Annotated in this window: 24 protein-coding genes; 17 read left to right on the plus strand and 7 right to left on the minus strand. The window is 66.8% G+C overall.

The features are described 5' to 3' along the window. The first annotated feature begins 17 nt into the window (after nucleotides 1-17). The 5 genes from N5C25_RS11895 to N5C25_RS11915 all read left to right on the plus strand — a co-directional run bounded on the left by N5C25_RS11895 (nucleotide 18) and on the right by N5C25_RS11915 (nucleotide 7,576). Nucleotides 18-689 (plus strand): ion channel, encoded by a 672-nt coding sequence (locus tag N5C25_RS11895; RefSeq protein ID WP_010483983.1) that lies wholly within the window; start codon nucleotides 18-20, stop codon nucleotides 687-689. Nucleotides 690-949: 260 nt separating this feature from the next. Beyond that, nucleotides 950-3,274, plus strand: a complete 2,325-nt coding sequence (locus tag N5C25_RS11900; RefSeq protein WP_279936990.1) for a winged helix-turn-helix domain-containing protein — start codon at nucleotides 950-952, stop codon at nucleotides 3,272-3,274. 114 nt (nucleotides 3,275-3,388) lie between these two features. Next, nucleotides 3,389-4,288 carry a helix-turn-helix transcriptional regulator gene (locus N5C25_RS11905; protein ID WP_010483985.1) on the plus strand — a complete coding sequence of 300 codons (900 nt, stop codon included), beginning with the start codon at nucleotides 3,389-3,391 and terminating at the stop codon, nucleotides 4,286-4,288. A 49-nt stretch (nucleotides 4,289-4,337) separates the two neighbouring features. Beyond that, the gene (locus N5C25_RS11910; protein ID WP_010483986.1) at nucleotides 4,338-7,196 is read left to right on the plus strand and encodes a TonB-dependent receptor; all 2,859 of its coding nucleotides are present in this window, start codon (nucleotides 4,338-4,340) and stop codon (nucleotides 7,194-7,196) included. A gap of 170 nt (nucleotides 7,197-7,366) precedes the next feature. Beyond that, a complete protein-coding gene (locus tag N5C25_RS11915; protein ID WP_010483987.1) occupies nucleotides 7,367-7,576 on the plus strand; it encodes a hypothetical protein in 210 nt (69 codons plus the stop codon). Between the two features lie 56 nt (nucleotides 7,577-7,632). On the opposite strand, the gene N5C25_RS11920 is transcribed toward N5C25_RS11915, so the two are convergent. Both N5C25_RS11920 and ppa read right to left on the minus strand, forming a co-directional pair. Continuing rightward, a complete protein-coding gene (locus N5C25_RS11920) occupies nucleotides 7,633-8,754 on the minus strand; it encodes an HDOD domain-containing protein (protein WP_251102311.1) in 1,122 nt (373 codons plus the stop codon). Between the two features lie 151 nt (nucleotides 8,755-8,905). Further along, nucleotides 8,906-9,442, minus strand: a complete 537-nt coding sequence (gene ppa, locus N5C25_RS11925) for an inorganic diphosphatase (protein WP_005410935.1) — start codon at nucleotides 9,440-9,442, stop codon at nucleotides 8,906-8,908. A gap of 184 nt (nucleotides 9,443-9,626) precedes the next feature. Between ppa and N5C25_RS11930 the strand changes: the two genes are divergently transcribed. The 4 genes from N5C25_RS11930 (at nucleotide 9,627) to N5C25_RS11945 (ending at nucleotide 14,859) form a co-directional block, all read left to right on the plus strand. Beyond that, nucleotides 9,627-10,100: a hypothetical protein gene (locus N5C25_RS11930; protein WP_251102310.1), complete on the plus strand. Its 474-nt coding sequence runs from the start codon at nucleotides 9,627-9,629 to the stop codon at nucleotides 10,098-10,100. A gap of 71 nt (nucleotides 10,101-10,171) precedes the next feature. Further along, nucleotides 10,172-10,672, plus strand: a complete 501-nt coding sequence (locus N5C25_RS11935) for an RNA polymerase sigma factor (protein ID WP_019662030.1) — start codon at nucleotides 10,172-10,174, stop codon at nucleotides 10,670-10,672. Nucleotides 10,673-10,776: 104 nt separating this feature from the next. After that, nucleotides 10,777-11,712, plus strand: coding sequence for a FecR domain-containing protein (locus N5C25_RS11940; RefSeq protein WP_251102309.1), 936 nt, complete (start codon nucleotides 10,777-10,779; stop codon nucleotides 11,710-11,712). A gap of 228 nt (nucleotides 11,713-11,940) precedes the next feature. Beyond that, nucleotides 11,941-14,859, plus strand: coding sequence for a TonB-dependent receptor (locus tag N5C25_RS11945; protein WP_058983516.1), 2,919 nt, complete (start codon nucleotides 11,941-11,943; stop codon nucleotides 14,857-14,859). Nucleotides 14,860-14,967: 108 nt separating this feature from the next. Here the strand turns inward: N5C25_RS11945 and N5C25_RS11950 are convergent, their stop codons facing one another. Further along, on the minus strand, nucleotides 14,968-15,225 hold the full coding sequence (locus N5C25_RS11950; RefSeq protein WP_006390068.1) for a DUF2789 domain-containing protein: 258 nt from the start codon (nucleotides 15,223-15,225) through the stop codon (nucleotides 14,968-14,970). A gap of 107 nt (nucleotides 15,226-15,332) precedes the next feature. Between N5C25_RS11950 and N5C25_RS11955 the strand changes: the two genes are divergently transcribed. The 6 genes from N5C25_RS11955 (at nucleotide 15,333) to N5C25_RS11980 (ending at nucleotide 18,708) form a co-directional block, all read left to right on the plus strand. Continuing rightward, nucleotides 15,333-15,920: a biliverdin-producing heme oxygenase gene (locus N5C25_RS11955; RefSeq protein ID WP_019662027.1), complete on the plus strand. Its 588-nt coding sequence runs from the start codon at nucleotides 15,333-15,335 to the stop codon at nucleotides 15,918-15,920. A 31-nt stretch (nucleotides 15,921-15,951) separates the two neighbouring features. Then, nucleotides 15,952-16,419 carry a YbaN family protein gene (locus N5C25_RS11960; protein WP_279936991.1) on the plus strand — a complete coding sequence of 156 codons (468 nt, stop codon included), beginning with the start codon at nucleotides 15,952-15,954 and terminating at the stop codon, nucleotides 16,417-16,419. After that, a complete protein-coding gene (gene exbB, locus N5C25_RS11965; protein WP_251102339.1) occupies nucleotides 16,406-17,134 on the plus strand; it encodes a tonB-system energizer ExbB in 729 nt (242 codons plus the stop codon). Before N5C25_RS11960 ends, exbB begins: the two co-directional genes overlap by 14 nt. A gap of 9 nt (nucleotides 17,135-17,143) precedes the next feature. Beyond that, entirely contained in the window at nucleotides 17,144-17,569 is a 426-nt protein-coding gene (gene exbD / locus N5C25_RS11970) for a TonB system transport protein ExbD (RefSeq protein ID WP_024957123.1), read from the plus strand. Continuing rightward, nucleotides 17,566-18,285 carry an energy transducer TonB gene (locus tag N5C25_RS11975; RefSeq protein ID WP_251102307.1) on the plus strand — a complete coding sequence of 240 codons (720 nt, stop codon included), beginning with the start codon at nucleotides 17,566-17,568 and terminating at the stop codon, nucleotides 18,283-18,285. The genes exbD and N5C25_RS11975 overlap by 4 nt, the downstream gene beginning before the upstream one ends. A gap of 117 nt (nucleotides 18,286-18,402) precedes the next feature. Next, nucleotides 18,403-18,708: a hypothetical protein gene (locus N5C25_RS11980; RefSeq protein ID WP_251102306.1), complete on the plus strand. Its 306-nt coding sequence runs from the start codon at nucleotides 18,403-18,405 to the stop codon at nucleotides 18,706-18,708. 43 nt (nucleotides 18,709-18,751) lie between these two features. Here the strand turns inward: N5C25_RS11980 and N5C25_RS11985 are convergent, their stop codons facing one another. Next, nucleotides 18,752-20,779, minus strand: a complete 2,028-nt coding sequence (locus N5C25_RS11985) for a sodium-translocating pyrophosphatase (RefSeq protein WP_019662021.1) — start codon at nucleotides 20,777-20,779, stop codon at nucleotides 18,752-18,754. Between the two features lie 360 nt (nucleotides 20,780-21,139). Between N5C25_RS11985 and N5C25_RS11990 the strand changes: the two genes are divergently transcribed. Next, nucleotides 21,140-21,643, plus strand: coding sequence for a hypothetical protein (locus tag N5C25_RS11990; protein WP_058983500.1), 504 nt, complete (start codon nucleotides 21,140-21,142; stop codon nucleotides 21,641-21,643). A gap of 97 nt (nucleotides 21,644-21,740) precedes the next feature. Here the strand turns inward: N5C25_RS11990 and N5C25_RS11995 are convergent, their stop codons facing one another. The 3 genes from N5C25_RS11995 to N5C25_RS12005 all read right to left on the minus strand — a co-directional run bounded on the left by N5C25_RS11995 (nucleotide 21,741) and on the right by N5C25_RS12005 (nucleotide 24,466). After that, nucleotides 21,741-22,130: a DUF488 family protein gene (locus N5C25_RS11995; RefSeq protein WP_058983499.1), complete on the minus strand. Its 390-nt coding sequence runs from the start codon at nucleotides 22,128-22,130 to the stop codon at nucleotides 21,741-21,743. Nucleotides 22,131-22,250: 120 nt separating this feature from the next. Continuing rightward, nucleotides 22,251-23,045: a hypothetical protein gene (locus tag N5C25_RS12000; protein ID WP_262214224.1), complete on the minus strand. Its 795-nt coding sequence runs from the start codon at nucleotides 23,043-23,045 to the stop codon at nucleotides 22,251-22,253. A gap of 164 nt (nucleotides 23,046-23,209) precedes the next feature. After that, the gene (locus N5C25_RS12005; protein ID WP_251102303.1) at nucleotides 23,210-24,466 is read right to left on the minus strand and encodes a 6-phosphofructokinase; all 1,257 of its coding nucleotides are present in this window, start codon (nucleotides 24,464-24,466) and stop codon (nucleotides 23,210-23,212) included. A gap of 136 nt (nucleotides 24,467-24,602) precedes the next feature. On the opposite strand from N5C25_RS12005, the gene N5C25_RS12010 reads away from it, so the two are divergent. After that, on the plus strand, nucleotides 24,603-25,166 hold the full coding sequence (locus tag N5C25_RS12010) for an adenylate kinase (protein ID WP_019662016.1): 564 nt from the start codon (nucleotides 24,603-24,605) through the stop codon (nucleotides 25,164-25,166). Nucleotides 25,167-25,399: the final 233 nt, after the last annotated feature.

Below are 25,399 nucleotides of genomic sequence, written 5' to 3' on the forward strand. Positions count from 1 at the left end.
CCTGGGGAAAGGACGCCATGCCCGTTGCCATCACCACCCGCTGGCTGGCCATTGCCCGCCGTCATCCTTCGGCCTGGCTGCTGGGGGCCCAGTTGATCGCCGTGCTGCTGTACCCCGCGCTGGATGACACCGCTGCGGGCCGCGCGGCGCTGGGCATGTTCGGCATGGCGGTACTCGGCCTGGCGCTGTGGGTGGTCCAGCGCAGCCCGCTGGGCACCTGGCTGGCGCTGCTGCTGGCCATTCCTTCGGTGGTGTTCTCGCTGGCCGGTGCATTGCTGGATCGCAGTGCGCTGCTGACCACCGCGCAGCTGCTGGAAAGCCTGCTGTACTTCTATACGGCCGGTGCACTCATCGCCTACATGCTCCAGGACCATAAAGTCACCCGCGATGAACTGTTCGCGGCAGGTGCGACATTCACGTTGCTGGCCTGGGCCTTCGCGTTTGCTTTCGCCGTGTGCCAGCAGTGGTATCCGGGCAGTTTCCAGGGCACCGGTGGTGGTGCACAGCGCACCTGGATGGAACTGCTTTATCTGAGCTTCAGTTTGCTCTCGGGTGTCGGCCTGAGCGACGTCGTGCCACTGCATCCGCAGGCGCGTGCATTGGTCATGCTGGAGCAGTTTTCAGGCGTGATGTACGTGGCTTTGGTGGTTTCGCGACTGGTCGGATTGACCATGCTGCGGCGCATGTGAAAATGAACGCCAGATAAAAATTTCGCGCCCCGCAGGGCGCGAATGGTGCAGCAAATTATGTGAATGCGTCGGCGAGAGAGAGCCTGGATGTCGACCACGCGATAGGCGAGGTAACCCGCATAGGCTAGTATTCGCCCGCTTCATTGTTTTTGCGGTATGCGCCGATGCTTTGTGCGGAGTCTGGCTTTTTGCTGTTCCCAGGACGGGAGGGTATCGAAGGCAAACGCTGCCCCGGACCTGTCTCTACTGTGTAGCGGAAAATGAACAGCAGTGAAAACCAGTCCCCCGGATTCGATCGGATCCGGATCGGAGAGTGCACTGTCACTCTGTCCTCGCGAGAAGTCGAGGTCGTCGGTGCGCGTCGCCCGCGTCGGCTGACGCCGAAGGCGCTGGGCGTGCTGCGTGTACTGCTGCGCCAGCCCGGGCGTGTTGTCACCCGCGATGAACTGTTCGCGGAAGTCTGGCCGGACACGCTGCCGACCAACGATGTGCTTACCCAGGCCGTCACCCAGCTGCGCAAGGCGTTCAGCAACGACGACGACAACGGCCAGGCCTATATCGAGACCATCGCCAAGACCGGCTATCGCCTGCTGGTGCCGGTGCAGGTACTGGACGATGTCGAGGCGGCACCGTCCGCAGGAGCCGATGACGGAATCGCGGACGTGCAACCGGTGATGGGCATCGCCGAGGAGATGCCGGCACACGTGCAGGCATCGCGCCGCCGCTGGCGCCATGTCCGCCGGCGCGTGCTGCTGGTGCTGGGCGTGCTGATGCTGGCCACGGTGGTGGTGCTGGCCGCGCTGCTGCTGCGGCGGGCACCGGCCAGCAGTTCAGCGGTGGACGCGGCCGTGGAGAATGGCACGCGCGTGATCGGCAGCCCGCAGCGTCCCTATCGGTTGATCACCGCGACCAGCGGCTTTGAAACCTATCCCACGCTTTCACCCGATGGTTCGCTGGTGGCTTATGAGGGCGCCAACGAAGACGGGCAGGGCGGTGGGGCGATCAAGGTACAGACCTCCGGCAACGCGCCAGCGCGGCAGCTGCTGGCTCCGCCGGCCGGCTCGGTTGACCGCTTCCCGAGCTGGTCGCCGGATGGACGCGAGATCGCCTTCGCGCGGTTCAGCAACAACGGCGGCTGCCAGGTGCTGATTGCCAGCGCGACCGGCGGTGCCCTGCGCCAGGCCACGCGGTGCGATGGCACCGAGCTGCTCAGTTTCGACTGGACGCCAGACAGCCGTGGCCTGGTGTTCGGCAGCATGGTGGGGCGCTATGCCCATCGCGGCATCCGCAAGCTTGATCTGGCCAGTGGCCAATGGGAGGCGCTGGACTACGGCGTCGCCGAGGATGACTTCGACTATGCGCCGCGCTACTCGCCTGATGGCAAGTGGCTGGTATTCGTGCGCAATCCGCAGCTGGGCGATCTGTGGCGCATGCCGGCCGCGGGTGGCACGCCCGAGCAGCTGACCAACGAGGCCGCTGAACTGCGTGGCTGGGCCTGGTTGCGTGATGGCCGGACGATCGTGTTTGGGCGCCGTGTCGACAGTGAAGTGCGCCTGTACTACCTGGACGTAGAGAGCCGCACGCTGCGCGATGCCGGGCTCGACGACGCACAGTGGCCGGCCACTGCGCGCCGCGCGGGCATGCTGGCCTTCGTCCACCGCCGCGCGCAGTTCGGCATCTTCAAGGTGCCGATGGAAGGCGGCTCGCCGCCCCAGCGCCTGTTTGCGTCCAGTGGCCGGGATGGGCAGCCGATGGCGGCGCCGGATGGACGCCAACTGGTGTTCACGTCCGATCGTTCAGGCAGCTTCGCGCTGTGGTGGGCGGACATGGAGCGCCCCGATTCGCTGCGGCCTATCGAAGGATTGCGACCAGAGGCACGCCAGGCACCGGACTGGTCGGCCGACAGCCGGCGGTTGCTGGTGGTGGCGCGCGACGAGCACGGGCGCACGGTGGTCTATGAGATCGCCCCACGTGACGAACGCGTCCAGGCGTTGCCTGTCCCGTCGGAGCAGCCGCTGCAGGCACTGTACGGGGCACGCCCGGACCAGCTGCTGGTGGTCGAGCGCGATGACCAGCAACAGACCCGGCTGAGCCTGTTTGATCGAAGCGTGCAGCCCTGGCGCCGCCTGGCCAGCATCGACGGTGTTTCGCAGGCGCGGTTCGATCGCAGCAGCGGGCGAGTGCTGTTCACACGCCTGGCCGCAGGAGGCCTGTGGTCGGTGGATGCGGCGTTGGCACCGGCAAGCGTGCAGCAGATCAGCGATGACCGGCCCAGTCGGTGGCGGTACCGTGCCTGGACCGTGGCCGGCAGCAACGCGATCGGCTACCTCGGTACGTCCACCCGTTGTGGCACGACACTGGTGCTGATCCAGGCCGGGCGCGAGGAACCGGAACGCTGTCTGGATGCGGAACGCCTCAGTGCCGGCAACGGGCTGAGTGCCGGCGCCGATGGGCACACGCTGTTCGTGGCAATGGCGGTCAGCGACGGTGCCGACATCGGCGTGATGCGCTTGCCCGAGCGCTCGCCGACGCTGCTTCCGGCGTTCTCCAAGTTGTTGTTGTTCAACGGAAATGGGCCTTCGTAATTTCTTCGTGGCGACCTCGCCGCGAATTCGTGGCGATCTCGTCTGACTTTCCTGACGTGGTGCCGCCTGATTTGGCAAAACGGAGGCCTGTACTAGGCAAACCGTGGTGCCCCCATGCGTCAACTCTCCCTGGCCGATCGCGGCCAAACCGTCTCTCTGGACCGGTCGCTCGACGATGCTGCGCCGACCTGCCTGGGCGTGGCCCGGCTCGGCAGCCTGCAGACCGCAGGCAGCAGCTTCACTGTGTGGATGCAGGTGCGCGGCAGCTCCTGGGTGGAAGCCAAGGAAGGACGCTTCCGCTTGCGCCAGGGCGAGTGGATCGCCTTCGAGAAAGAGTCGCGGCCGCTGGTGCAGGCAGGCCGCAACGGCTTGTGCGTTGGCCTGAACCTGACGGTCGAAGCACTGCGCGTGCTGGCCGAGATGGCCGACTGCGGCCTGTACGCCGGGCGTGGCCGCATGAGCCGTGGCGATGCCCGCGTTGCGCTGCGCCTGTGGCGCGATGCGTTGGCCAGTGGCCAGCCGGCACAGGCACTGCGCCCGCTGCTGCTGCATCTGGCGGGCCTGCAGCGTGGGCTGGCCGACAACGTGCAGCGTTGCCCGGGTCGCTCGCGCAGCCGCAAGCGCCAGGTATTCGGCCGCATGCAGCGCGCCCGCCTGTACCTGGAAGGCAACAGCCACCGCGTGGTGCGCATCGGTGAACTGGCCGAGCTGACCAACTTCTCCAGCTGGTATCTCTCCAAGACCTTCCAGAGCCTGTACGAGGAAAGCCCGCAGTCGCTTTCAGCACGTTTGCGCCTGGAAAGGGCGGCCGACCTGCTGCGGGACACCGACATGATGGTTGGCGAGGTCGCTGCGGCCAGTGGCTTCGACAACTGCTGCAGCTTCGCGCGTGCGTTCCGCGCCCGCTACGGCCAGTCGGCATCGCGCTTCAGGGAAAACGGCGGCTTGCTGCCGCCACAATCTGCAAAGTCTCCGGTTGGCTCGCGCAAATACAGCGCTGCAACGCAATCGTAACGTGCTGGGGTGTTTTAACACGCTGCTAACACGTACCTTGGAGAGATAGATGAACGTTCGTAATCCCGCAGTGCGGCTGGGCCTTCTGCCGGCTGGCATTGCGTTGGCGCTGACGCCCGCCTTTGCTTCTGCGCAGGAAGCAAAGGATGCGACCACCCTGGATCGCATCGAAATCACGGGCTCGCGCATCCGCGGCGCCTCGATGGAGACCCAGCAGCCGGTCCTCACGCTGAGCCGTGAGAACCTGGAAAAGCAGGGCTACACCACCGTCGCCGATGTCCTGCAGAACCTGACCTCGGCAGGTTCGCCGGCCATTTCCCGCGCGGACTCGCTGTCCTCCGGCGAAAACGTTGGCGGCTACTACGTCGACCTGCGCAACCTTGGCGCGCAGCGCACCCTGGTGCTGATGAACGGCAAGCGCCTGGGCGCGACCACTGCCGGCTACCAGGATCTGAGCCAGATTCCGATGGCCGCCGTCGAGCGCATCGAAGTGCTGAAGGATGGCGCCTCCGCCATCTACGGTTCGGACGCCATTGCTGGCGTGGTCAATGTGATCACCCGCAAGCGCTTCGATGGTGCTGAAGCCAGCGTCTACGTTGGCCAGTACGGCCGCGGCGACGGCGACACCAACACCTACTCGTTCACCCTCGGCTCTGAAGGCGAGCGTGGCGGCGTGACCCTGTCGGCCGAGTACTCCAAGCAGGATCCGGTGTGGGCGAAGGATCGTTGGTTCAGCCGCGACGGCGGCCTGGGCCCGAATTCGACCTCTGCCGACTGGAGCCCGCTGAGCCAGAACAGCACCTGGTGCGACCCGCGCGTGTGGGGCGACTGCAAGCCGCGCGCTGCAGGCCAGCCGCAGCCGGAGTGGAAGACCCTGAATCCGGGCGGTGACCCGAAGAATGCGGCCGACTACCACCTGCTGACTCCGGCCGAGTACTCCAACGCCAACCAGCAGATGATGGTGCAGACCGGCATCGAGCGTAAGTCCGTGTATGTCAACGGCAGCTACGATCTGGCCGACTCGATCACCTTCAATGCTGACGTGCTGTACAACCAGCGCACCACCGACCAGCAGATCGCGGGTTACCCGTACCAGTCGCTGTCGTTCGGTACCCCGCTGTCGAAGGACAGCGCGTTCAACCCGATCGGCCAGGACGTTGAGTTCCGTCGCCGCCTGTGGGAAGTGCCGCGTACCACCAAGAGCGACCTCAAGACCCTGCGCTTCGCGCCGAGCCTGAGTGGCTTCTTCGAGTTTGCCGGCAAGACCTGGGACTGGGACGTTGGCGCGCTGTGGAACCGCAACGAGCTGACCAAGACCGGCTACGGCGACATGAGCCTGATCGCTTCCGAGCAGGCACTTGGCAAGTCGTTCATCAACGGCCAGGGCGTTGCTCAGTGCGGGACCGCCGCCAATCCGATCCCGCTGAGCCAGTGTCGCCCGTGGAACCCGCTGCTGCCTTACGGCGTCAACGGCCAGGGCTCGCTTGCCGACCGTGATCTGCAGAACTTCCTGTTCCCGACCTACACCGACACTGGTGTGACCAAGACCACCAGCTACACCGCCAACCTGTCCGGTTCGCTGTTCGAGCTGCCGGCCGGTGACCTGGGTGTGGCCATGGGCTACGAGCACCGCAAGGAAGAAGGCCGCTTCGTGCCGGACGCCTTCCGTCAGTCGGGCCAGTCGACCGGCCTGGCGTCGACCACCACCTCGGGCAACTACTCGCTGGATGAGTTCTACCTGGAACTGAACGTGCCGATCCTGTCGGACCTGCCGTTTGCCAAGGAACTGACCTTCAACGTCGCAAGCCGCTACTCTGACTACAGCAACTTCGGTGACACGATCAACTCGAAGTTCGGCCTGGTGTGGCGCCCGATCGACGAACTGCTGGTCCGCGGTACCTACGCAGAAGGCTTCCGCGCACCGACCGTTGACGATCTGTACGGCGGCACCAACTCGAGCTTCGAGCGTTATACCGATCCGTGCGGTTCGACCTCGCCGGGCAACGTCGCTGGCAATGCTGCCTGCGCCGCGGCTGGCGTGCCGGCCAACTACGTGCAGGTCGGCCAGGGCTTCGCGCCTTGCAGCACCTTCCCGTGCGCGACCCCGGACCAGTTCGTCAGCGGTTCGAATTCGGCTCTGAAGCCGGAAACCTCCAAGAGCAAGACGGTTGGCCTGGTCTGGAGCCCGCGTTGGGTGCAGGGCCTGGACATCTCGCTCGACTGGTACCGCTACGAGCTGAAGAACATGATCATCGCTGACAGCGTTGATCGCATCCTGCGTGACTGCTACGTGCTGGGCAACGCAGCTCGCTGCGAAGGCGTCACCCGTGCCGCTGATGGCCATATCGAGGCGCTGACCTACGGCCTGGCCAACCTCGGCTCGATGGAGACCGAAGGCTACGATCTGGGTGTCAAGTACCGCCTGCCGGAACTGTCGATCGGCAAGTTCAGCATCGACTGGCAGACCAGCTACCTGGCCAAGTACGACGAAGCCGGCCAGAACAAGAAGGGTGAGAACATCACCATCGGTCGCGTTGGTGAGCCGGGCCTGTTCCGCGTCCGTTCGAACCTGGGTGTCAACTGGGAGCTGGGTGACTTCGGCGTCAACTGGACTGCCCGCTACTACTCGGGCATGAAGGAAAGCTGCATCGACGACGCATGGTGCGACGCTCCGAACCACTACGCCAATGGTGAGCCGGATCCGCTGCGCCACACCGGCTCCAACACCTTCCACGACGTGCAGGTCAGCTGGAAGGCTCCGTGGGATGCCACCATCGCCCTGGGTGCGAACAACGTGTTCGATCACCGCGGTGCGCTGCAGTACTCGGCGCCGAACTCGAGCTTCGCCTACTACGGTGGCTTCGACGTCGGTCGCTTCCTGTACATGAAGTACACCCAGCGCTTCTGATAGTTCGAAGTGCGATAGTAGTACCAGGAGGGCGGACCGCAAGGTCCGCCCTCTTTCTTTGTAGGGGAATTCCGAAATATCCTGGAAGGTGAGCGGAGTCACGTTCCTGTCGTGTCGCAATCAACACAGTTGCTGGGTCCACTTGCGGACCCTTGCACATGGAGAGAGCGATGAAGAGCACGCTGTTGCACAAACTGTCTGCTGCTGCACTGATCTATGCAACATTGGTGGGTGCGGTGTTTGCCCAGACCGGTGGCGTCTGTGGGGGCGGGCTGTACTGCGAGGAGCTGCGTCAGGAATGCCTGGCTGCAGGCAAGTCGAAGGTCCTGTGCGATCTGCAGTATCGCCACTGCGTGCAAGATGCCTGCGGCGCGCGCTGATGCAAAAAAAGGCGCGCCTTTGGGCGCGCCTTCGAGGTTCTTCCTGCGTTGACAGCTCAGGTCTCGCTGGGTACCAGTCCCATCAACGCATTGGCATGCTCGCGCCATTGCGGCAGCCTGTTGAGAACACCTGCGCGCTGCAGGTAGTCCTCGTCCACCGGATCACCATTGACCAGTGCCAGTGCCACGTGCACCGCGCCGGTCACCCAGAAGCTGCGCGTATTTGCACGCTGCGGCTGCAGGTGGAACGCGACCGCTTCGATGATCGGCATCGGCAGGCCCCACAGGCCAAGCAGGTAGGCTCCGGCTTCGGCATGGCCCGGGCGGGTCTCACCGGCCAGCGCCGGTTCGCTGCGCTCGTTGCGCACGCCGGGCAGCAGCAGGCCGATGTCGGCCAGCAGTGCCGCGGTTGCGCCCAGCTCGGCACTGGATTCGGGCAGCAGGCGTGCGGCCAGGCGCGAGGCAAGCAGGGCGCGCTGCTGCAGTGAATTGCGCTCGGCCGTGGACAGTGTCGGTGCCGAGAACACCTCGCTGGCCAATACCAGATCGCGCAGCGTCGACAGGCCGAGGCGGGTCACGGCAGTGCGCAGGTCGGCAATGGTGCGGCCCTGGCTGAAGAACGCCGAGTTCGACAGCTGCAGCACCTTGGCCGCGATGGCTGGATCGGCAGCGACCAGCTTGGCCACGTCGGCGCTGTCGGCGTCGTCGTCATGCTCCAGTGCCTGGGTCAGGCTCAGATACAGGTGCGGTGGCGAGGGCAGCTTCTCGATGCGGCCGATGGCGTCGCGCAGGCGCGGGCTGTCCAGCACTTCGCGCAGCTCTTCCAGGCTGGTCAGTGCTTCCAGCAGCACTTCCGGTGCCAGCGGCAACGGCAGGAAGCGGTGGGCCACGCCGATCAGGCGTGCCGGCGGCGGCCGGTTGCCGTGCTGGGCGTCCACCAGCGCAATGCGGATGGTTTCCGGGCGCAAGGTCCGGATCTGGCCGAGCAGTGTGGTGGCATTGAGATCCGGCAGCTGCGGGCAGACGATCACCGCATCCACGCCCTGCGTGGCCACCGCGGTCATCGCGGACTGGCCATCGGTGGCGGTCAGCGGCTGCCAGTCTTCCCCAAGATCGGCAATGAATTCGGTCAGCTCGGCCGGCAGGCTGGCTGCATCCCCAACAAGCAGAATACGCACGACACATTCCCCTGGCTGTCTCGACGATGGATGTCGACGACGTGTGAAGTGACGCAATTTACCTAATACGGCGGCAAGAGTGATGTGCCGTCGTCATGAAACGTGACCCGCATCGCTCCGGCAGGGCATGCCGGAGCAATCCGGTTCAGGCTCAGGCCTTGCTGTCCAGATGGCGCTGGTGCGCCTCGATCAGGATCTGCTTGGCCTCAGCGGCGCCGCCCCAACCGTCCAGCTTGACCCACTTGCCCTTCTCCAGGTCCTTGTAGTGCTCGAAGAAGTGGCCGATGCGCTCCAGCCAATGGCTGGACACCTGGGCGATGTCTTCCACGTGGGCGTAGCCGCTGAAGATCTTCGACACCGGCACGGCCAGGATCTTCTCGTCGCTGCCCGCCTCATCGCTCATCTTCAGCACGCCGACCGGACGGCAGCGCACGACCGAACCCGGCACCAGCGGCAGCGGCAGCACCACCAGCACGTCGGCCGGATCGCCGTCGCCGCACAGGGTGCTCGGCACGTAGCCGTAGTTGCAGGGGTAGCGCATCGGGGTGGACAGGATGCGGTCGACGAAGATCGCGCCGGTCTCCTTGTCCACTTCGTACTTCACCGGCTCCGAGTCCTTCGGGATCTCGATGATGACGTTGATTTCTTCCGGCGGGTTCTTGCCGGGCGAGACGAGTTCCAGACCCATGGTCGTGCTCCAGGTGGGGGATATAGACGGATAGCTCCCCATTTTATGCCTTTGCCGGGCGCTGTGCAGGGGGAGGGGGCTGACGGCAGGGCGAGGAACGCGCCGACACGGCGGGCCGGGGTTGACCGATGGGTCCGGGTGGCGCGCGCGCGCAGGCTGGATGTACCTACCCGAGGAGTTCCCGATGAAACCATCCGCCTTGTCACTCGGACTGTTCTGCACGCTGCTGATCGCGCCCGCCGCCCACGCTTTTCCCTACGTGGACCTGATCGACTACCCGCACCAGGAAGCCAACTGGGACCGCTTCTTTGCCCTGGAAGGGCGTCTGCAGCACGGGTTCGACGCGATCTGCGGCGACACCTTCTGCGAGGGTGAGTACAGCGATATCCGTGCGCTGCGCCTGCGCTGTTCGGTGGACGCGGGGCGCGGCACGGTGCATGAGTGCCTCTGGGCATTTGCCGCCAGTGAGCTGGCCGTGTCGCGGAACGACGGTGCGATCGTAGCCCGGCAACCGACCTGGTTGTGCCCGCTGCCGCTGGTGCCTGGCACCCCGGTGGAGGCCTTCCATGCAGCGCTGGCGGCCCGTAATCCGCTGCATGATCCGTTGCCCGGCACGTCGGAGAGCACCTATGACGGGCTGACCGGCTGCATCCACTGATGCGAACGTGACTGATTCTCATTAACGGAGTAGCATGCGCTGCGCCTTCCGTCTGTCGTCCCGTTCTGCGCATGTCCTCCAATGCCGCCTCCCTTACCGAACTGCTGATCCGTGAGCGGCCGGCACTGCTGCGCCGGGTGCAGCGCATCCTCGGCGGCGACAATGGCGCCGAGGATGTGATCCAGGCGGTGTGGTTCAAGGCCCGTGGGGTCGACGACAGCCAGGCCATCGACAACCCGCGGGCCTATCTGTACCGGCTGGCCGCCAACCTGGCCACCGACCACGGCCGCGAATCGACCCGGCGCAACCGCCTGCTGGCCGACCACTACCTGTGGGGGCCGGACGAGGTAATCTCGACCGAGGAACAGGCCATGGCACAGGACGAGCTGCAGCGGGTGCTTGATGCGGCGGGGCACTTGCCGGAGCCGACCCGCACCATCTTCCGGCTCAACCGCCTGCAGGGCCTGACCCAGGCCGGGATCGCCCGCCGCCTCGGGGTGTCGGTGACCACCGTCGAGAACCATGTACGCACGGCGCTGCAGCGGCTGGCGTGGGCACGCAGCGGCCGATGACCGGCCCGGCTTGGGGCTGGCCCTCACTGGAACGTCTTGATCACTGGACCGTGGATGCGGTCTAGTTCCTCCGCCCGCGCTTGAATGCGCCTGTCCGCCAGCCGATGAGCCCGCCGAACACGCTGCCCGCCGCCAATGACGATGCCCTGGCCGAACAGGCCCGGGGCTGGATCGCGTGGCTGGCCTCGGGCGATATCAGCGACGCGCGCATGCGGGCGTTCGAACACTGGCTGCAACAGCCGGGGCATCGCAGGGCCTTCGAACACGAGCGCGCGCTGTGGCGCAGCGTCGGGCCGCGAGCGCAGCCGGCCCGCGTGGCTGGTCGACGCCCGCGCCGACGGCGTTGGGCCATGGCTGCGGCGGCAATGCTGGCGATGCTGGTGGCATGGCCGGAGGCGTGGCTGCGCCTGCAGTCCGATCACCGCAGCACGCACCAGGTGCAGAACGTACTGCTGCCTGATGGCAGCCGTGCGGTGCTGGACGCCGACAGTGCGATTGCCGTGCGCTTTGATGCGAACGCCCGCGAGGTCGAGCTGTTGCGCGGGCGTGCCTGGTTCGAGGTCAGTCCGGATGCGCAGCGACGTTTCAGCGTGCGCGCCGGCAATGGCGCGGTCGAGGACATCTCGACCGCGTTCTCCGTCGCACGCGACAGCGACCAGGTGGAAACCCAGGTCGGACAGGGCAGGGTGCGCGTGGCCAGTCCGGCTGACGGTGGCTGGACGTATCTGCAGGTGGGCCAGCGTGCGATCTATGGTGGACACAGTGGCGTGACGCGCCTGCAGGACGTGGCCGCCGACAGTGTCGGCGCGTGGCGACAGGGCGAACTGCTGCTGGAGCAGGCCAGCGTCGCCGACGCCGTGCAATGGGTGGGGCGTTATCGCGCCGGCCCGACCTTCGTGCGCGGCGATCTATCGCAGCTGCCGGCGGTAAGCGCGGCGTTGCGCATCGATCGCCCGGAGCAGGCGCTGGATGCACTGGCCGCAACAGCAGGTCTGCAGGTCACCCGGCTGCCGCTCGGCGTCGCCATCATTCACCAGTAGATCCACGCCATGCGTGGATGAAGGTTCCAGTGTGCCGACCAACGGTCGGCACCCACCACGATCACCGGCCGGTCGGCACCTGCCGCGACCGCAAATCGCTCTTGGGGTTGCCGCGCGCCCAACCGTCTTACCCCGCGAACGTACCCGCCGCCGCCACGTACGTCGCCGTGTCCGCCTGTGTTGCGGATGACGCCGCGCCTGCGGCACCGATTACCTGACAGGTTCCCCATGTTCGACTCCCACCGCCCCGGCCGCGTGCTGCGCCCGTCCCGTCTGTGCATCGCCTTGCTGGCTGCCGCCCTGGCCAGTGCCACGCCGCCCGCGCTGGCACAGAGCGACCGAGCCGACCACGCCGCCGTACAGCGCTTCGACATCCAGGCGCAGCCACTGGAAGAAGCGCTGCGCAGCTACATGCGCCAGTCCGGCGTGCAGGTCGTGTACCCGGCCGCTCTGGCCCGGGGGGTGACGTCGCGTGCGGTCAGCGGCAGCATGCCGGCCAGCGAGGCGCTGCAGCAGCTGCTGCAGGGCAGTGGCCTGGCAGTGCGCCGGGTCGGTTCCGATGCAGTGACCCTGGAAGCGGCGATGCCGGTGCAGGCCGACAGCGGCGTGATCGTCACCGACACGCTCAGCGTGGCCGGCGACCGCGTCGACAGTGGCGCGGGCAGCGACGAGGCACGCCTGCTCGACAGCTATCGCGGCGTCGGTTCCATCACCACGCTCAACCGCACGCACTTGGAGCGCTTCCGTGGCACCTCCAACGGCGACATCGTCAAGGGCGTGGCCGGTGTCACCGCCGGCGATCCGCGCGTTGGCAACGGCTTCGACGTCAACATCCGCGGCATCCAGGGCCAGGGCCGCGTGCCGGTGATCATCGACGGCGGCCAGTCCAGCATGGATACCTACCGTGGCTATGCCGGCCAATCGCAGCGCACCTACCTCGACCCGGACCTGATTTCCAGCCTGACCATCACCAAGGGCCCGAGCCTGCAGGCCAATGCCCCCGGTGGCATCGGCGGCGTGGTCGAGATGGAGACGCTGAAAATCGATGACGTGCTGCGCGAGGGGCGCGACTTCGGCGTACGCGTGCGTGGCGGCCTGGCCAACGCCAGCGCCAACAACCTGCCGTCCTACAGCGCCGCGCCGCGTTCCGACCGCAGCGCCACCGGCAGCCAGTTCTTCAACGTGGCCGGCGCCGGCCACTGGGACCGCTTCGATCTGGTCGCCGCCTATGCCTACCGCGACAACGGCAACTACTTCTCCGGCAAGCACGGCTACGATGATTTCCCGCAGACCCGTCGCACGCTGGCACCGCTGAATCCGCCGCGTACCGAAGTGTTCAACACCTCGTCGCGTTCGAAGTCGGCGCTGCTCAAGGGCACCTGGCGCATCGATGACGCGCAGACGCTGGAAGCCGGCTACCGCCGTTATGAAGGCACCGCCGGCGAGATCATGGCCTCGCAGATCATCCGCGTCGACCGCGATCGCATTCCGCAGTGGGACCCGGGCCATGTCGACATGGACAGCTACACCCTGCGCTACCGCTTCAATCCGGACAGCGATGTGGTCGACCTGCGTGTCAACGCTGCATACACCGATACCGACAGCGTGATGTACAACAGCCTGACCGGCATCACCCCGTGGTACTTCGACCGCCGCACCGAGTGGTATGACGCGCCCAGCTTCAGCGGCGACCCCGGCTACAAGGACGCCTACCGCAACCCGCTGCGGCAGAAGCGCTTCGGACTGGATGCCAGCAACACCTCGATGTTCGATACCCGCGCCGGTGCGTTCACCCTCGACTACGGCCTGTCCTACAGTGACGAAGACATCGCACCGGGCAGCTCCGGCCCGGTGATGCACGATGACCTGGTCAACAACCGCTTCCTGCGCAACGCCGAGCGCAAGGAATACAGTGCCGTGGCCTCGCTGAAGTGGCAGCCCGATGAGCACTGGGAACTGCTGGCCGGCGGCCGCTGGAACCGCGTGGACGTGCACGACCGCAACCGCCTGGCCACGCCCGATGCCTATGAGGTGCAGGGCCAGTACCGCTACACCGAACTGCTCAATGGCAACCCGGCGCTGCCGTCGTGGCGGGCCAAGCGCATCGCGCTGCTGAACTGGTATCCGGATGCCAACGGCAACTTCACCCAGGAATCGTTGCTGGCCTCACCGTACAAGAAGGGCACGGTGGCCGACATCGGTGGCTGGAACTTCTACGACGCCGGCAAGGCGCAGGACCTGGAAGTGCCGGTCAGCTGGACGTGGTCGCAGCCGATCCGCCGCCGTGACACCGCGTTCTCGCCGACCGCCAGCGTGGCCTACCGCTTCAGCGAAGACACCATGGTCTATGTGAAGTACGCCGAAGGCACCAAGCTGCCGAGCCTGTTCGAGACCACGCTGGGCCTGTTCACCGCCGCCAAGCCAGTGGGCGAGTTGAAGCCGGAGCGCGCGCGCAGCTGGGAAATCGGCGCCAGCACCATCCGCTACGACCTGTTCGCCGCCGGCGACCGCCTGGCGCTGAAGCTGGCGTACTTCGATACCCGCATCGACGACCTGATCACCCGTGACTATCGCACGCTGTCGGCGGGCCTGATCCGAAACGTCGACCAGTTCAAGGTCTCGGGCATGGAGTTCCAGTCCAGCTATGACAGCGGCAAGGTATTTGCCGATCTGTCCGCGCACTACTACTTCAAGGCCAAGACCTGCGCGCCGGACATCGCGGCCGAGCGCCGTGCCTACGGCGCACAGCGCAGGAACGGCGAGCTGGCCAACACGCCCGACTGCGTGGACGGCGGCTTCGAGGGCTCGTACACCAATACCCAGAACCCGCCGCGCTACATGGTCAACCTGACCCTGGGCTCGCGCCTGTTCGAGGAGCGCCTGACCTTCGGCACCCGCGTGGTCCACAACGCCGGCCCGATCAGCACGCTGGACAAGGACTGGAACGTAGGGCTGTCGGCGATCCAGCAGCTGTACCGGCCAACCACGCTGGTGGACCTGTTCGCCAGCTGGAGCTTCAACGACCAGCTCTCGGTGGAAGCCGGCGTGGACAACCTGACCGATCGTTACTACCTGGACCCGCTGGCCCTGGGCGTGATGCCGGCACCGGGCCGTACGGCCCGGCTGGCGTTGACCTGGAAGTACTGATCGGTCGCGTATGAGCGGTGGGGTCGAACCGCCCTCGGTGGGTGCGGACCTTGGTCCGCACCGCTTCCGCCGTGCAATCGCCAGCGCCCCGCCACGCCCGGCGTCTACTTACAGCCCGGTCGCGGCCTTCACCGCGTCCTCGTGCAGCGACTCGTTCAGCTCGTCCACCACGGTGGTCCATGCCGCATCGGCCTGCAGCGACTCGGACAGGAACTGGCGCTGCGCATCGTTCCAGTACGGCGCCTCGACCACTTCCACATCGGTGGCCAGCTGATGCTCGCGGATGAAGCGGGCGATGCCCTCGGCGCTGGCGTCCAGGCCCAGCTGCAGGAACAGGTTGGTCATGCGCGGTTCGGTGGTGATCATCGTCGGTTCCTGCGGTAAGAAGGGATGCGCCATTATCGGCGCACATAGCCTTGGGGAAAGCCCCGTGGCAGACGTCTACAGCACGACGACCCCCTTGGCATTCCCCCATGAACGCACACATCGCCCCTGAAGAAAGCCGCAGCCTGCGGCTCAAGGCCGCCACCCGCGACAGCCACGGTGCCCTGGACAAGCGCATCATGGCCGGCGACATCTTCGCCGACCGCAGCAATTTCGCCCGTTTCCTGCGCGTGCAGTATCGCTTCCACCGCAGCATCGATGCGCTGTATGCCAACCCTGCGCTGGACGCACTGCTGCCGGACCTGGGCGAGCGCCGCCGCCTGACCCAGGTCGCGCGCGACCTGCAGGACCTGGAGCAGACCCTGCCCGGGGCTGACATCGCGGCGTTGCCGTCCGATCTGGAACTGCCCGCCGCGTTGGGGTGGCTGTACGTGGCTGAAGGCTCCAACCTGGGCGGCACCATTCTGTACAAGATGGCTGCCAGGCTCGGCCTGGACCGTGATTTTGGCGCCCGCCACCTGGCCGCGCATCCGGATGGCGCGGCGCGCCACTGGCGTGAGTTCACCGCGGCGCTGGACGCGGTACCGCTGAGTGTCGAGCAGGAGCAGCAGGTAATCGATGCGGCCGACGCCGCGTTCCGCAGCGTGCACGGCCACGTCGAAGTGGAATTCGCCTGATGCACGGCGTGCGCCCACAGGTGCAGCGCTGATGCGCTGGCTCTGGTTCGCGCTGGGCTGGCTGATGGTCGGGCTCGGGGTGATCGGCGCGTTGCTGCCGGTGATGCCGACCACCATCTTCCTGATCCTGGCCGTGGGCTGCTTCGCGCGCAGCTCGCCGAAGTTCGAGCAGCGCCTGTTGGCGCATCCGCGCTACGGCCCGTCGCTGCGGTTGTGGCGCGAGCAGGGCGCGGTATCGCGCAAGGGCAAGGCGTTTGCCAGTGCCGGCATGGCGCTGGGCTTTGCCCTGTTCTGCTGGGGCGCGCATCCGTCCTGGCGCCTGCTGTTGGGCGTGGGCCTGTTCTTCGCGGTCAGCGCCGGCCACGTGCTGAGCCGACCGGCCCCCCGGCTGGAGCCCCATCCGATCGTGGAAGTGGACGACGCCATTGATCCGCGCGCGGCCCGTAGTCGCGCAGCGACCCCTGATGCTGATGGAAGCCGAGATGATGCTGCCTGCTGACCTGGCCCCCGTGGCCGCCCCTGCATTGACCCCGTGGGGCATGTACCTGGCCGCCGACGAGGTGGTGAAGGCCGTGATGATCGCGCTGGCACTGGCGTCGCTGTCCACCTGGACCGTGCTGCTGGCCAAGGGCTGGGAGCTGACCCGCCAGGCCCGGCAGCTGCGCGCGGCGCGCGCGCTGTTGCTGCAGTCCGCACAGCTGCCGCCGCAGAGCGAAGAGGCAAGTCTGCAGCAGGGCACCGCACTCGCCATGCTGCACGCCGCCCGCACCGAACTGCGCCTGTCGCAGGATCTGGATAGTCGCGACGGCATCAAGGAACGCATCGCCTCGCGCCTGGACCGCATCGAACTGGAGACCGCGCGCGTGCAGCGGCGCGGCATCGGTGTGCTCGCCAGCATCGGCGCGGTGGCGCCCTTCGTCGGCCTGTTCGGCACGGTGTGGGGCATCATGAACAGTTTCATCGGCATCGCACACAGCAACACCACCAACCTGGCGGTGGTTGCGCCCGGCATCGCCGAGGCCCTGCTGGCGACCGCACTTGGCCTGGTCGCGGCGATTCCCGCGGTACTGGTCTACAACCATTTCAGCCGCGTGCTGGCCGGCCTGCGGGGCCTGCTCGGCGATCTGTCGGCGGCCGTGCAGCAGCTGGTTTCGCGCGATCTTGATCGTGCCGTGCCGCGTACCGCAGCGGCACCGCTGCGCGCGGTGCACTGAGGCGCGACGATGGCGATCAGGACCGCGTCCGACCGCGACGACGCACCGGAAGAAGCACACGAGATCAACGTCACGCCCTTCATCGACGTAATGCTGGTGCTGCTGATCATCTTCATGGTAGCCGCACCGCTGGCCACCGTATCAGTGCCGGTGCAGCTGCCGGCCAGCAGCGCCAGTGCCACGCCGCCCGAACAGGCGCCGGTGTATGTGACCGTGCAGGCCGATCTGTCGCTGCGCGTGGGCGAGCAGGCGGTGGCGCGTGACGGGCTGGCCGCTGCATTGCAGGCGGCCACCCACGGCGACACCGCGCAGCGCATCTTCCTGCGTGCCGATACCCGCGTGCCCTACGGCGAACTCATGGCCACGCTGGATGCGCTGCGTGCGGCCGGCTACCTGAAGGTGGCGCTGGTCGGCGTTGAGCAGGGTGCGCGATGAGTGGACTGCGGCGCTGGGCGACCAGCCTGGCGATCGTGCTGCTGGTGCACGCGCTGCTGATCGGCGTGGCCTGCTGGCGGGCGATGCGTGCACCGGTGGTGGCTGCGGTAGCGTCGCCCGTGGCGTTGACGCTGGAGTTGGCGCCGATGGCGCGGGCGCCATCCGTGCCCCCGCGTGAAGTGGCGACGGGCCCCCTGCAGCAGCAACAGCAGCGGCAAGCGCCGAAGCCGGCGCTGCGTGAGCAACCGAAGGCGCCGATGCAGCCGCAGGGTGATTTGCCACCGCCGCGTACGCCGGAGCCGACGCCCGCGCCGGAAACCGCCGAGACCAATGTCGCGCAGACCAGCGCACCGCCGCAGGTGGCAGCCGATGTGGCCGCACGCTACACCGCACCGCAGACCACCGCCGGCGAGCGCAGTCGCGCCGAGGCGACCTGGGAAGGACGCCTGCTCGCGCACCTGCAGAAGCACCGGCGCTATCCACGCCAGGCCGAGCGGCTGCGCCAGCAGGGCGTGGTCTACGTGCGCTTTGCCGTGGCCCGCGACGGTGTGGTTTCGGCGGTGCTGCTGGGCCGCAGCAGCGGCTTCGCGTTGCTCGACCAGGAGACGCTGGACACCGTGCAGCGGGCCAGCCCGGTCCCGGCGCCGCCGGCCGAGGTGGCTGGCGACCCGGTGCAGGTGATGGTGCCGGTGTCATTCTTCCTGCGCGGGCGCTGACCGCCATCGGGGTCGGATCCCTTTCCGTAGGACAGGGCTCTGACCCAAGCCGGAATTCAAGGCAGCGCGCAGGCGTTATGCTCGCGCACGACCGTCAATGGACGCGCGGAGATTGGCATGACGACACGGACGTTACGGGTGCTGGCCTGGTGCAGCGTGTTGCTGGCTGCATGCGTGGCCGTGCTTTCGCTGGCACCGTTCACGCCGGCGATCATCTTCGCCTCGCCCTTGCTGGTGTTCGCCGCCTTCTGCATGTGGCGTGGCGCGTGGCTGCCCGGCGCACTGTGTGCGTGGCTGGCTTCGCTCGCTTTCATCGGCAGCCCGCTCAGCCTCTTCGATGGCTGGGACCGGCCGATCTATGCCTGCTGGATGGTCGTCGTGGTGCTGCTTGTCATCCGATGGATGAGGCGGTCGCGGCCGTAGCGTCGAGCCTGCTCGACGCTACGGGTTCATGCATGGCGTGGATCTACAACAGAGGCACCAGCAGCAGCGCCACGATGTTGATGATCTTGATCAGCGGATTGATCGCCGGGCCAGCGGTGTCCTTGTACGGGTCACCGACGGTATCGCCGGTCACCGCAGCCTTGTGCGCTTCGCTGCCCTTGCCGCCGAAGTGGCCATCCTCGATGTACTTCTTGGCGTTGTCCCAGGCGCCGCCGCCGGTGGTCATCGAGATGGCCACGAACAGGCCGGTCACGATGGTGCCGATCAGCAGACCGCCGAGTGCGCGCGGCCCCAGCAGCAGGCCGACCACCACCGGCACCACCACCGGCAGCAGCGAGGGCACGATCATTTCGCGGATCGCCGAGCGGGTCAGCATGTCCACCGCCTTGTCGTACTGCGGCTTGCCGGTGCCCTGCATGATGCCGGGGATCTCGCGGAACTGGCGCCGCACCTCTTCCACCACTGCCCCCGCCGCGCGGCCGACCGCTTCCATCGCCATCGCACCGAACAGGTAGGGGATCAGGCCGCCGATCAGCAGGCCGATGATCACCGTGTGGTCGCTGAGATCGAAGCGGAATTCCTGGCCGGGGTTGGCGGCCTGCAGGTTGTGGGTGTAGTCGGCGAACAGCACCAGTGCGGCCAGTGCAGCCGAGCCGATCGCATAGCCCTTGGTCACTGCCTTGGTGGTATTGCCCACCGCATCCAGTGGATCGGTGATGTCGCGGATCTCCGAGGGCAGCTCGGCCATTTCGGCGATGCCGCCGGCGTTGTCGGTGATCGGTCCGTAGGCATCGAGCGCGACGATCATGCCAGCCATCGACAGCATCGCGGTGGCGGCGATGGCGATGCCATACAGGCCACCCAGCGCGAACGCACCCCAGATCGCAGCACACACCGCCACCACCGGCAGTGCAGTGGACTTCATCGAGATGCCGAGGCCGGCGATGATGTTGGTGCCGTGCCCGGTGGTCGAGGCCTGCGCCACGTGCTGCACCGGCTTGTACTGAGTGCCGGTGTAGTACTCAGTGATCCACACGATCAGCCCGGTCAGGACCAGGCCGATCAACGCGCAGCCGTACAGTGGCATCGGTCCATGTACGTTGTCACTCATCAGCCCGGTGGTGATCGGGTAGAACGCGATCGCGGCCAGAACGCCGGAGACGATCACGCCCTTGTACAGCGCGCCCATGATCGAGCCGCCAGGCTTCACCTTGACGAACAGCGCACCGATGATCGAGGCGATGATCGACACACCGCCCAGCACCAGCGGATACAGCACGGCATTGGCGCCCGCCTCGGCCAGCATCAGGCTGCCCAGCAGCATCGTTGCGATGACGGTGACCGCATAGGTCTCGAACAGGTCGGCGGCCATGCCGGCGCAGTCGCCGACGTTGTCACCGACGTTGTCGGCGATCACCGCCGGGTTGCGCGGGTCATCCTCGGGAATGCCGGCTTCCACCTTGCCGACCAGATCGGCGCCGACGTCGGCGCCCTTGGTGAAGATGCCGCCGCCCAGACGCGCGAAGATCGAGATCAGCGACGAACCGAACGCCAGACCGACCAGCGCGTGCAGCGCCTGTTCCATCGGCAGGCCCATCCGCAGCAGCAGTGCGTAATAGCCGGCCACACCCAGCAGGCCCAGGCCGACCACCAGCATGCCGGTGATCGCACCGCCGCGGAAGGCGACGTCCATCGCCGCACTGATGCCATGGCGTGCGGCCTCGGCGGTGCGCACGTTGGCGCGTACCGACACGTTCATGCCGATGTAGCCGGCGGCACCGGACAGCACCGCGCCGACCGCGAAGCCGATCGCGGTGTACCAGCTGAGGAACACACCGACCAGCACGAACAGCACCACGCCGGCGATGCCGATGGTCAGGTACTGGCGGTTGAGGTAGGCACGCGCACCTTCCTGGATCGCGGTGGCGATCGCGACCATGCGCTCATTGCCGGTGGGTTGGCGCAGGATCCAGCGCGCCGAGACGATTCCGAACAGGATCGCGAGAATGGCGCAGCCCAGCGCCAATGAAAGCCCGTGACGTTCCAGCATTAGACCCCTCCGCAGAATGGATGTAGGCATCCAGTGGCGATGAACGGCACCACGAGGGGGACGACGGGCTGCAGCCTGGAACCAACCCGTACCGACCTTGGCGGTCGTCCGACGTATGGCGGTGTTCAGCATTCCCTGGTCCCCTCAGTATGCGTGCCGCCACTTGTAGAGTCGAGCCATGCTCGACTGGCCTCTACGAGCCGCACCTCGTGATCCTGTGGGCGCCCTCAAGACGGAACGCATCGCCATGCGCGCGGGCCCTGCCGCCGGGCCATGGGCACGATTCGAGAGCCATCAGGCCTTTGCGCCCCGTTAAGCCAGTCTCTGCAAGCCTGCGCACAGTCCCGTAGGAGATCCCACATGCGCCTGTCCCTGTTGATGCTTGCCGCCCTGGTCCCGGCCGTGCCGGCATTCGCCGCGGAAACCCCGGAACTGCAGCGTGCCGTGGGCGTGCCCCAGGCGGTGGGTGCGGTGCATACGTTGCGCCAGATCCCCGAGGCCTGCGCGCGGCTGGAAGGTGCGTTCACCGGCGACGCCGCCGCGCCCTACCGCTTCTCCGCCGTGCGTACCAGCGAACAGTGCCAGCCACGCGCGCGCTTCGTCGATTACACCAAGGCACAGCCGAGTGCCGACAAGGGCTGGAAGCTCAACGATGTGATCCGCGTGCCGAGCGCGGCGTGCCCGGCCCAACAGGCAGTGGTGCGGGTGTGGCGCCTGCCGTCGAGCAACAAGGTCGAGCTGGATGGGCAGGGCCAGTCGCGCATCTATCTGGAAGAGGCGAAGAAGCAGGCGGCTGCCGGCCAGATTCCGCAGGTGACGATGTTTGCCGCGCAGTTGCAGATGGAAGGCAAGGCCTGTAATTGAGGACGTTCGGTAGTGCGAATCCACGCATGGCGTGGATCTACTGAGGCCATCGGGCACGGCACCGGATAGATCCGGCCGTTGGCCGGCGACCCTGCAATCAATCCGCCAGCGTCGCCCCGCGCGCCACCAGCAGCTCGCGAAGCGCCTTGCGGTGGCAGTGCGCCTCATCCTCGCAGTAGCACCCCACGCTGAGGTCGCTGTGCTGCGACATCGCAGCCAGCAGGTCCAGCGCGTGGGCCGCATCCGGGGACTTCATCTCAGCCTTGTAGTGGCGGAAGAACGCGTTCCAGTCGGCGGCCGTTTTCGCCTCGTGCGCCTGCTTCACCAGTGCCGCGCTGGGTGACAGGGTCGGGAACCAGACGTCGTACCAGTCCTGCCGGGCGAACTCGCTGCGCGGCACGCCGCGCGGCGGGCGCCGCACGGTACCGATACGCAGCCCCTCGCCGGGTTGGCGTGGCGTTCCCAGTCGAACAACACGCAAGGCCATGATGATCTCCAGGCGGGGCGTCCATCATCCTGCGATGCTCGTGCGCCAGGCGTGAACCGCTGTGGAAAGGAAAAGGCCCGGGCGCCTGCGCACCCGGGCATTTTCCCCATGCTGCAGCAATCAGTTGCCGCGGCAGTCCTTCAGCCACAACACACGTCCCACCTGGTCATAGCTGTCGACCACGCCGGTCAGCGTCACTTTCTCGCGCGGGCGCAGGGCCAGCGCATACGCGGCCTGGTTGGCTGCGAACGAGCAGGAAATGGCCACGCGCTCAAAGTCGATGCTGCCATCGCTGGGCAGGTCGAAGCTGGTGTTGTAGGTGCCGCCACTGCGCAGCACGGTGGTGATGCGACCGGTGATGGCGTAGGTCTTGCCCTTGTAGCGCGGCTCGATCGAGGCCGGGTTGTCCTTGTTCTGGTTGCGCAGCTGGAAGCCAAAGCGGTCGGCGGCGATCGTTACCACCGACGCCTGCGGAGTGGCCTTGGCCGCCTGTTCGCCAGCCTTGCCCGGCTTGACCTGGTTGAGCAGCTTGCACATTTCTTCGCGCACGCCATCGGCCGAGGCAATGGCGCCCTTGTTGACCTTCACCACCATGCCGACGGTACCCTGGCCGCCTTCGGAGGTGGCACTGATGATCATCGGGATCGGCTTGTGGGCCAACGATTCCGGCTCTTCGATCAGCATCGAGCCGCCTTCCACGTCCTCGCTGAGGACGTCCATGTTGGCGTTCTTGGCGATCACCCGCATCTGGCCGATGGCACTGGCCACGGTCAGGTCCGGATGGGTGACCGATGAAGTGAAGGTCGTGCCGACGAAGGGGTTGCCCTTCTTCTGGAAGTTGCTTTCGCAGGTCGCAGCGAAGGCGGGTGCGGCAGCACCGCACAGCAGCGCGGCGGTCAGGATCGGGTGCTTCATGGTTACAGTCCTTGTGAAATGGCAGCACAGGCCCGGGCCACGTGGCCGGGCAGCGTCGAATCTGGCTTGCGGCGGCCCCTTTGCCCCGGGCCGGAGCCCGATTGTGGGGCGCTTCGGTGGTCTCCGCAATGCGCCCTGTGCTCCGCACAGGGCGCAGGTGCACCTCAGCCTTCGAAGGCCGGCAGCTTCTGCTTCACCGCCACGTTCTTCAGGGTGACGTACTTCGGCAGGCCATCGGTGCCATACGGAAGCGGCGCTTCGCCCTTGATCAGCGGCGACAGGTAGGCGCGCGCCTTGGCGGTGATGCCGAAGCCGTCGCGGCGGATGAAGCCGGCGGGCATCTTCTTTTCATGGTTGGCAATCTTCGACAGCGGCGCCGCTTCGATCTTCCAGCGGTACGGTGCGTCGCTGCTGCGCACGATCACCGGCATCACCCCGTTCTGGCCCTTCAGCGCCAGCTGCACCGCGGCCTTGCCGACCGCCTGCGCCTGCTCCCAGTCGGTCCTGCTGGCCAGGTGGCGGGCCGAGCGCTGCAGGTAATCCGGCAGCGCCCAATGGACCTTCAGGCCCAGCTGGTCCTTGACCCGGCCAGCCAGGTGCGCGGCCACGCCGCCCAGCTGCGCGTGCCCGAATGAATCCTTGCCGCCGCCGGCGTCGGCAACAAAGCGGCCATCGGCGGTGGCGATGCCTTCCGACGCCACCACCACGCAGTAGCCGACGCGCTCGACCACGGCCTTGACCTTGGCCAGGAACGCCGCCTCGTCATAGGCGCGTTCGGGCAGCAGGATGATGTGCGGCGCCTCGTCATCGCCGTTGCCGGCCAAGCCGGCGGCCGCGGCCAGCCAGCCGGCGTGGCGGCCCATGGCCTCGTAGATGAAAACGCGGGTGGAGGTCTCGGCCATCGCCGCCACGTCCAGCGCCGCTTCGCGCACCGAGACGGCGGTGTACTTGGCCGCCGAGCCGAAACCGGGGCAGGTGTCGGTCACTGCCAGGTCGTTGTCGATGGTCTTGGGCACGCCGATGCAGGTCAGGTCGTAGCCGGAGGCCTTGGCCAGATGCGAAACCTTCAGCGCGGTGTCGGCCGAGTCGTTGCCGCCGTTGTAGAGGAACCAGCGCACGTCGTGCGCGCGCAGCACCTCCAGCAGGCGGTCGTAGCGGGCGCGGTCGGCGTCCAGCGATTTCAGCTTGACCCGGCACGAGCCGAAGGCGCCGCCCGGGGTATGGGCCAGCGAGCGGATCGCGGCCGCGCTCTCCCTGCTGGTGTCGATCAGTTCCTCGCGCAGGGCACCGAGGATGCCGTTGCGGGCGGCCAGGACCTTGATGCCCTTGGCCCGGGCCTGCTCGATCACCGCCGCCGCCGTGGCGTTGATGACCGCAGTAACACCGCCGGACTGGGCGTAGAGGAGGGTACCGTTGCGCATGCGTCTACCTGCTCGGGGGAAAGGACATTGCAGGGACATTACCCGGATGCGGTAAAGTGGCGCTATTGCGGTGCAGCGATACCGGTCCGTCCGGGACGCGAACCTTCTTTGTTTTCAACACGTTGGAGTCAGGTCAATGCGATTGGTTCTGTTGGGACCGCCCGGTTCGGGCAAGGGGACACAGGCGACGCGCCTGAAGGAAAAGCTGGGGATCGCCCACATTTCGACCGGTGACATGCTGCGCGCGGAAATCGCCGCGGGCACGGAACTGGGGAAGCAGGCCAAGACGGTGATGGACGCCGGCAACCTGGTGTCGGATGACATCCTGCTGGGCATGCTCGAGTCGCGCCTGACCCAGGCCGATGTCGCCAAGGGCTTCATCCTCGATGGCTACCCGCGCAATGTGGCCCAGGCCAATGCGATGGACGGCCTGCTGGCCAAGATCGGCCAGCCGCTGGACGCGGTGGTGCAGCTGGACGTGCCCACCGAACTGCTGGTGGACCGCATCGCCGGCCGCGCCAAGGAGCAGGGCCGCGCCGATGACAACCCGGAAGCGGTGCGCCAGCGCCTGCAGGTCTACAACGAGCAGACCGCCCCGGTGGTGGACTTCTACGCTGGCCGCGGCACCCTGGCCCGGGTTGACGGCGTCGGTGAGCTGGACGAGATCGAAGCCCGCATCCTGGCGGCGATCAACGCCTGACCCGGCGGGGCCGGCGTGCTGCCGGCCGCACGGGCGCAGAAAAAACACAGGCCTGGTCCGTGAGGATCAGGCCTGTGCCGTTTGATAGGCGCCAGCAGAGGGCTTGCTCAGGGCCCCGCAGCATGAGCTCCCTTGGGGATGGCCTCTTGGGGAGTAGGACCGGTTCGGGTACTGCGGCTGGCAGTTCGAATTGTGTCCGGGTTCACAGAACATCGCTATCGGGATTTCCCTGA

It is taken from the genome of Stenotrophomonas sp. GD03958, from assembly GCF_029839005.1.
GTDB lineage: Bacteria > Pseudomonadota > Gammaproteobacteria > Xanthomonadales > Xanthomonadaceae > Stenotrophomonas > Stenotrophomonas hibiscicola.